Annotated in this window: 5 protein-coding genes and 1 pseudogene; all 6 read left to right on the top strand. The window is 45.3% G+C overall.

Annotation, left to right across the window (positions count from 1 at the left end; genetic code table 11):
- Positions 1-230, top strand: a pseudogene (locus AB4Z17_RS30580) (carbohydrate ABC transporter permease); the annotation flags it as partial.
- A gap of 9 nt (positions 231-239) precedes the next feature.
- On the top strand, positions 240-1,739 hold the full coding sequence (locus AB4Z17_RS30575; RefSeq protein ID WP_441964050.1) for an NHL repeat-containing protein: 1,500 nt from the start codon (positions 240-242) through the stop codon (positions 1,737-1,739).
- Positions 1,736-2,356 carry a Yip1 family protein gene (locus AB4Z17_RS30570; RefSeq protein ID WP_441964048.1) on the top strand — a complete coding sequence of 207 codons (621 nt, stop codon included), beginning with the start codon at positions 1,736-1,738 and terminating at the stop codon, positions 2,354-2,356. Before AB4Z17_RS30575 ends, AB4Z17_RS30570 begins: the two co-directional genes overlap by 4 nt.
- 14 nt (positions 2,357-2,370) lie before the next feature.
- Positions 2,371-4,947 carry a DUF5696 domain-containing protein gene (locus tag AB4Z17_RS30565; protein ID WP_441964046.1) on the top strand — a complete coding sequence of 859 codons (2,577 nt, stop codon included), beginning with the start codon at positions 2,371-2,373 and terminating at the stop codon, positions 4,945-4,947.
- Positions 4,947-5,846 carry a carbohydrate ABC transporter permease gene (locus AB4Z17_RS30560; RefSeq protein WP_076266692.1) on the top strand — a complete coding sequence of 300 codons (900 nt, stop codon included), beginning with the start codon at positions 4,947-4,949 and terminating at the stop codon, positions 5,844-5,846. The genes AB4Z17_RS30565 and AB4Z17_RS30560 overlap by 1 nt, the downstream gene beginning before the upstream one ends.
- 26 nt (positions 5,847-5,872) lie before the next feature.
- Positions 5,873-6,877, top strand: a complete 1,005-nt coding sequence (locus AB4Z17_RS30555; RefSeq protein WP_441881620.1) for a carbohydrate ABC transporter permease — start codon at positions 5,873-5,875, stop codon at positions 6,875-6,877.
- The last annotated feature ends 95 nt before the right edge of the window (positions 6,878-6,972 follow it).

Here is a 6,972-nt window from a genome sequence, read left to right as displayed (position 1 = left end):
TTATTTTGCTTTTCCAAATTCTTTGGGGCAGCGATGGGAATGGCTTCATTTACAGCGAACAGCTTAAATCGCTGCATTTTGCAGCTAATCAAGTTGTGGCAGGCGGTATTGCTCGTGCAGGAGCGGCGGCAGCGGTAGCACTCATTCTGATGAGCGTTCCGATTACGCTGTTCGTTTTCTCGCAAAGCCGTATTATTGAAACGATGGCGACTTCAGGAATGAAAGATTAAAAGGGGGGAATGCACTTGTCAGCGAAAAAATGGTTTCTCGTCATCGCGGCGGCTTCCCTATTGTTTATTACCGCAGCGCCTCTACCTGCGTCTGCGGCGTCGACGCCATATGAGAGCTACAACTATAACTATTGGGAAGAAGCAGTTCCAGCACCGGCGGCTTATGTACCCAAACTCTCCATATCCGGAGCTGATATCGGCATCGGTGACTTTTTAGAGCCAAAGGATATGGTCGTGTCTGCAAGCCGGMTCATATACATTGTGGACAGCGGCAATGGCCGAATCGTTATTTTAGATGATCAGTGGAAAGTGAAAAGCATCATTAACGAGTACGAGAAGGACGGAGAAAAGATCGGTTTTAAAAATCCGTCGGGACTATTCGTTGATGAGGAGGAGCAGCTTTATGTTGCGGATACGGACAACGGGCGAGTTGTCGTGTTGTCGAGCGACGGTGAATTGCTTCGAACAATCGAGCAGCCCAAATCTGATGTTTTGGCAAGTGATTTTAAATTTATTCCGTTAAAGGTAACGGTAGATAAAGCCAAACGGGTTTATGTCGTAGCGCAAGGCATCTACGAAGGCATCATGCAGTTTGATGAGAAAGGCCAGTTTATCGGATATGTAGGGACAAACAAAGTGCAGCGGGACTATACGGAAGTCATATGGCGCTTGCTTTCAACCAAAGCACAGAAAGCGCAAATGGTGCTGTTTATACCAACCGAGTTTTCGAATATCGATATCGATGCCAAAGGATTTGTATATGCAACGAACATCGATCCTGACTCCAAGGAACCAGTAAAAAGACTTAATCCATCAGGTGAGGATGTGCTGAAGCGCTTCGGTTACTTCGATGTGTTAGGGGATATTTTGTTCAGGCGCGCTGTGGGTCCTTCCAAGCTGATTGATGTGAAGGTACTCGAAAACGGAATGTACAGCGTGCTCGACGGAAACCAAGGCAAAGTATTTACCTACAATGACGAAGGCGATTTGCTCTATGTGTATGGCGGTAAGGGAAATCAGATCGGTACGTTTAAAATACCGGTCGCCGTCGAGCATTTGGGTGAAAAGCAACTGGTGCTTGATCGTGGGAAAAGCAATATCGTCGTATTTGAGCCAACGAAATTTGGTGCCAGTGTAAACGAGGCTGTGAAGCTGCATTACACCGGTGAGGATAAGCTGGCGGTACCGATTTGGCAAGAAGTGCTTCGGTTAAACAGCAACTACGATATTGCGTATATAGGCATTGGCAAATCGTTGCTGATGGAGCGGAAGAACGGAGAAGCGCTCGAGTATTTCAAGCTGGGCATGGACCGCGATAGTTATTCCGTAGCTTACAAAAGGTACCGCAGGGAAGTAATGAAGGAACATTCAGGAACCTTTCTAACAATGCTGATCGTCCTAGCAGCTGCATGGCTTGCGTTCAAGCTGGTAAGCTCTCGAATGAAAAAGAGGAAGCTTGCGATGTCGGACTTTGCATCGCAAACCGCTAAGGAGGGCAGATCGCTATGAAGCAGGATTTCATCAAGTTTCCGCTGCATTTAATCGTTCATCCTTTTGACGGCTTCTGGGATATGAAGTATGACGGCAAAGGAAAAGTAAAGGTCGCATTAGCTATTTTGCTGCTTGTCATCGTTTCTGTTATTTTACAAAATCAGTTTGCAGGTTTCCTTGTGAACTATAATGATCCACGTCATTTGAACAGCTTGACTCAGCTCGTTACGATTGTATTTCCTTTCTTCCTTTGGTGTATATCCAATTGGGCGATTACAACCTTAATGGATGGCGAAGGTAAATTCAAAGAAATTGTTATGGCGACGGGTTATGCGCTTGTTCCTATGGTCATTCTTTATGTGCCCATGACCATTGCGAGTCGGTTTATGGTACAGGAAGAAACAGCTTTTTATTATTTAGTCATGTCTATATCCACCATTTGGTTTCTAGCGCTTCTATTTGTCGGTACGATGACGGTTCATCAATATACGGCGTTTAAAACGATTATTACGATGCTGCTGACGGTAATCGTAWTGGGCATTATCGTATTTCTTGGGACGCTCGTGCTGAGTATGATGCAGCAAATTATCGATTTTATTATCAATATCTATCGTGAAATCATTTTCCGTACGTAAAGGAGGCCGCACCCGTGAAAAATCGTAAAAAGCTGGTTGCGGTGCTGGCCTGTACCGCAGCAATTTGTATCTTGGTCTGCTCCGTATTGCTATTCACCAGTCGTGGAGCTAAAGCCGTTAAAGCAGCCGCTTATATGAAAATGACAACTGAGCTGGAAGCTGGAGCCGCAATTAAGGCAATGCCTGATTCTTCAAAAGGTGTGCCAGGCATGCAGCTTGTAGCGGAAAATTCCGAATTATCGTTATACTACAGCGCCGAAACGACAGAGGTCGCTGTGAGGGATAAACGGCAAGGCCAAATCTGGTACAGCAATCCGCCCAATCGGAGTGAGGATGCTATCGCATCGGGCTTCGAGAAGGAAATATTGTCTTCTCAGTTGACGGTACTGTTCCGGGATGCAATTGGTACGCTGGATACGTTCACCAACTTCACGGAAAGTATCGCAAATAAGCAGTTTACAGCTGAGAGCATTGAGAACGGCATTCGTATCACCTATACGATTGGCGATACGTCAATCGGCGTGGATGCCTTGCCAAGGTATATAAGCAAAGTGCGATTGGAAGAGAAGGTGCTATCCAAGCTGGATGCGCCGACGGCCAAATATGTGGGACTGCGCTATTATCCGAAAGCGGACAATAAGGAAGTATTAGAGAGACTAGATGCGCAGGTTTCCAAGCCGCTTGTATTGAGCAAAATGACGGCGGCATTCGTCAAGGCTGGTTATTCCGATGAGGATCTTGCTTTCGACAATGAGGAAAATGGCGTTGCAGGTGGCGGCGAATCGAGCAAACCAAACTTCGTTATTCCTTTGGAATACCGCATTGATGGCGGTTCACTGGTTGCATCCGTTCCAGTCAATCAGGTCAAAGAAAGCGGAGGCTATCAAATCCGCAGCATCGAGATGCTTAATTTCTTTGGCGCTGCAGATAAGGACAATGAAGGATACATGTTCGTGCCGGATGGAACAGGTAGCTTGATCCATCTTAACAACGGCAAGGTAAAGGAAGAGCAATACGTACAAAGAGTATATGGCCTTGATCCGAATGATAATAGCTACCGCCGCGGTCAAGTAAGCGAGAGTGCTAGAATGCCGGTATTTGGGATGAAGGCGGGAAGCGCAGCATGGTTTGCGGTGATTGAAGAAGGTGATGCTGTTGCCAGCATCGCTGCTGATATCAGCGGTAAAAAAAATTCCTACAATTATATTCACAGCAGCTACTCATTGCGCGGAGAGGATGAGCTTGAGCTTTACACAGGCTCAAAGATTCAAGAAATCCAGCTGTTGAGTGAAGAGATTTATAAAGGCGACATTCAAATTCGGTACAGCTTTCTCTCTGGCGATAAGGCGAGCTATTCAGGAATGGCTGAGCTTTATCGTGACAGGCTTGTAGCTGAAAACAAGCTTCAGCCATTAAAAGATGATGAAAAGCTTCCATTTTATTTGGATATTCTAGGAACGGTCGACAAGCGGAAATCATTCCTTGGTGTACCGTACAGCTCCGTCGTTTCCATGACTTCCTTTGAGCAAGCCTCACAAATGGCTGAACAACTGAAGTCAGATGGGATTGATCGATTGCTCATGCGTTACACAGGCTGGTTCGGAAACGGCGTCAATCATCAGACACCAGTAAAGCTGAAAGTGGACAATGAGCTCGGAAGCAAGTCCAGCTTTATTAAGCTAGCGAATCAGCTGGAGCAATCCGGCGGGATGTTGTTCCCAGATGTAGCCTTTCAGCAAATTTATCATGATGATGGAGGTTTTGTTCCATCCTCTGATGCATCGCGGTTCGTTACACGGGAGGAAGCGGAGCTTTATCCTTATAACCGAGCGCTTAATCGAATGGATATGCTATTAGGCTCGTATTATTTGCTGTCGCCGGCAAAGCTTCCCTACTTCGTTGATACGTTTATGAAGAAGTATGATTCGCTTGGCATGCGGGGAATATCGCTGCGGGATCTTGGCAGCGTACTGAGCTCGGACTTCCGTACGAGCAGAGTCATTCAACGCGAAACGGCTAAAAAAATCGTTGAGGATGAGCTGAGCAAGGTGGATGGGCACGTCGATCAAACGATGCTTACGGGCGGAAATGCTTATGTATGGCCATTCGCAGATCATCTTATAAATGTGCCAACGTCATCCAGCGGCTTCGTGCTAACGGATGAGGAAGTTCCATTTTATCAAATGGTTATTCATGGATATGTCGATTATGCCGGCGGTGCGATTAACTTAGAGGATGAGCAGGATATTCAGCAGCAGCTGCTTCGTTCGGTAGAGCTTGGCTCAGCGCCGCATTTTTCATGGAGCTATGAACCATCGTCCAAACTGAAATTCACTCATTTTGACAAGCTGTTCTCTACCCATTACAAAGACTGGTATGATCAAGCGCTGTCGATGTATAAGGAAGCAAATGACGTGCTCTCCGGTGTGAGAAACGCTCAAATGGTGAAGCATATTCGCCATCAAGACGGTGTCGTAGAGATGCAATACAGCAATGGAAAATCGATTATTGTCAATTACACAGATAAGCAAGTCAGCATTAACGGAAACAAAGTTGAAGCTCAAAACTATTGGGTAGGAGGTGAGCGTTAATGAATGGATATAAGTTAGCTTTGCGGCACAAGCGCTCACTTCTAGGCGTAGCATTTATTTTCCCATGGCTGCTGGGCTTCATATTTATGTTTGCGACGCCGCTTATCCAATCTATTAAATTCAGCTTCAGCAAGCTGACGGTGGAACCGACTGGATTTATATTGGAATCGGTTGGTTGGGCGAATTTTAAAGAAGCGTTGTTCGTGGATGCTACCTTCAATAGGATTTTGACCCAATCCGTTTCAGAAATGGTTTTGAATGTACCGATGATATTATTTTTCAGCCTTTTCTCAGCTACGCTGCTTAATCAGAAGTTTCGTGGCAGAATACTCGCGAGAGCGATATTTTTCCTTCCGGTCATACTCGCTTCCAATGCGATTTCAGCTGCTGAAACAGCGGGGCTTATTAATCTAGTAGGCGATTCATCGGTCGTAAGTGAAATGGGTGAAGCTTCTTCCACCTATAATATTATGTCAATGGTCATGATACTTAGCGACATAGGTTTGCCGCTATCGTTCGTTGACTACATCGTTCAGGCGATTACTAGAATCTATGAGATTATTACAAGCTCCGGCGTGCAAATTCTTATTTTTTTAGCTGCTTTGCAGTCCGTTCCAGGTGCCATGTATGAGGTGGCTAAGATGGAAGGCGCTACAGCCTATGAATCGTTCTGGAAAATTACATTTCCATTAGTTAGCCCGCTCATTTTGACCAATGTCATCTATACGATTATTGATTCATTCTCGGGCAGCGCGGTTACGGATATGATTTTCTCGACGGCATTCACCACGCAAAATTTTGGGCTCAGCGCAGCGATGTCTTGGGTTTACACGTTGATTATAAGCGTTGTTTTGGTCATTATCGGAGTGCTGCTATCGAGAAGAGTACATTACAACTGAGTGATTAACAAAGGAGGAAGCTGCATATGGAGGCTTCACAGGCTGTTCGCAACGAGGATAATAAATATCGGCTGCAGAAAATGAAAAATAAGACGATCGATACGTTGTACGCCATTTTTCGTTACGCGCTTGTTATTGGCATCTCGTACATCATCATTTATCCGCTGCTCATGAAGTTTTCTGTCGCTTTCAAAGACAAAGTCGATATTTACAATCCGACGATTTATATGGTGCCTGTCCACTTTACGCTCGACAACATCAAAATGGCGATGGATATTTTACACTACTTTCCTCTCCTAGGAAATACGCTTGTCTTTGTTATTGTGACTACGCTGCTAACGACAGCTTCTTGCGCGCTTGCTGGGTACGGCTTCGCCCGTTTTAACTTCCCAGGCAGCAATGTGCTGTTCGCTCTGGTCATATTAACGATTCTAGTTCCGACAAGCACGTTGATGGTTCCGATGTATCTTCATTTTAGAAGCTTTGACATACTCGGAGTCATTCATCTAGTGACGGGCAAGGAAGGCGTTAATCTGCTCAATACGTATTGGCCTTCTATTATAACGTCTGCGACGGCAATCGGATTGAAAGCGGGACTGTTCATTTATATTTTCCGCCAGTTTTTTAAAGGAATGCCTAAAGAGATAGAGGAAGCGGCATTAATTGATGGTGCTGGCGGAGTGAAAACGTTTTTGAAAATCATGCTGCCGAACGCCATTCCGCCAATCATAACCGTCGTACTGTTCTGCTTTGTTTGGCAGTATAACGATACCTTTTTCACTTCGCTGTTCATGAGTGAATCTGCACTTATGCCGATTAAGATTTCGACATTGTCAGCTCAAGCGAATGCGTTGCTGCCAGGTTTGCTGGGGGTAGCGGCCGGAGGCGGTAATGTTAAGGCTGATCCGAATCATGTGGCAATGATTATTGATACAGGTATTTTACTTGCTATCATACCGCTAATCATTTTGTACTTAGTCGTTCAGCGTTATTTCGTTGAAAGTGTGGAGCGGAGCGGTATTATCGGTTAGCAGGCAGTAGGTTAAGTGAGGATATGCAAAAAGAAATGTCAAAGAAGGAGAGAAACCATAAATGTTGAATGTGAAGCAGCAATCCCGTTTCATAG

The sequence above is a fragment of the Paenibacillus sp. TAF43_2 genome (assembly GCF_052113545.1).
Classification (GTDB): Bacteria; Bacillota; Bacilli; order Paenibacillales; family Paenibacillaceae; genus Pristimantibacillus.
Note: the sequence above shows the minus strand (reverse complement) of the source record. Positions and strands in the feature narration are given on the sequence as shown.

Bases quoted from the DNA above. Each gene is read 5' to 3' on its own strand.
- AB4Z17_RS30560 (WP_076266692.1), top strand. From the start codon at position 4,947: ATGAATGGATATAAGTTAGCTTTGCGGCACAAGCGCTCACTTCTAGGC.
- AB4Z17_RS30555 (WP_441881620.1), top strand. From the start codon at position 5,873: ATGGAGGCTTCACAGGCTGTTCGCAACGAGGATAATAAATATCGGCTG.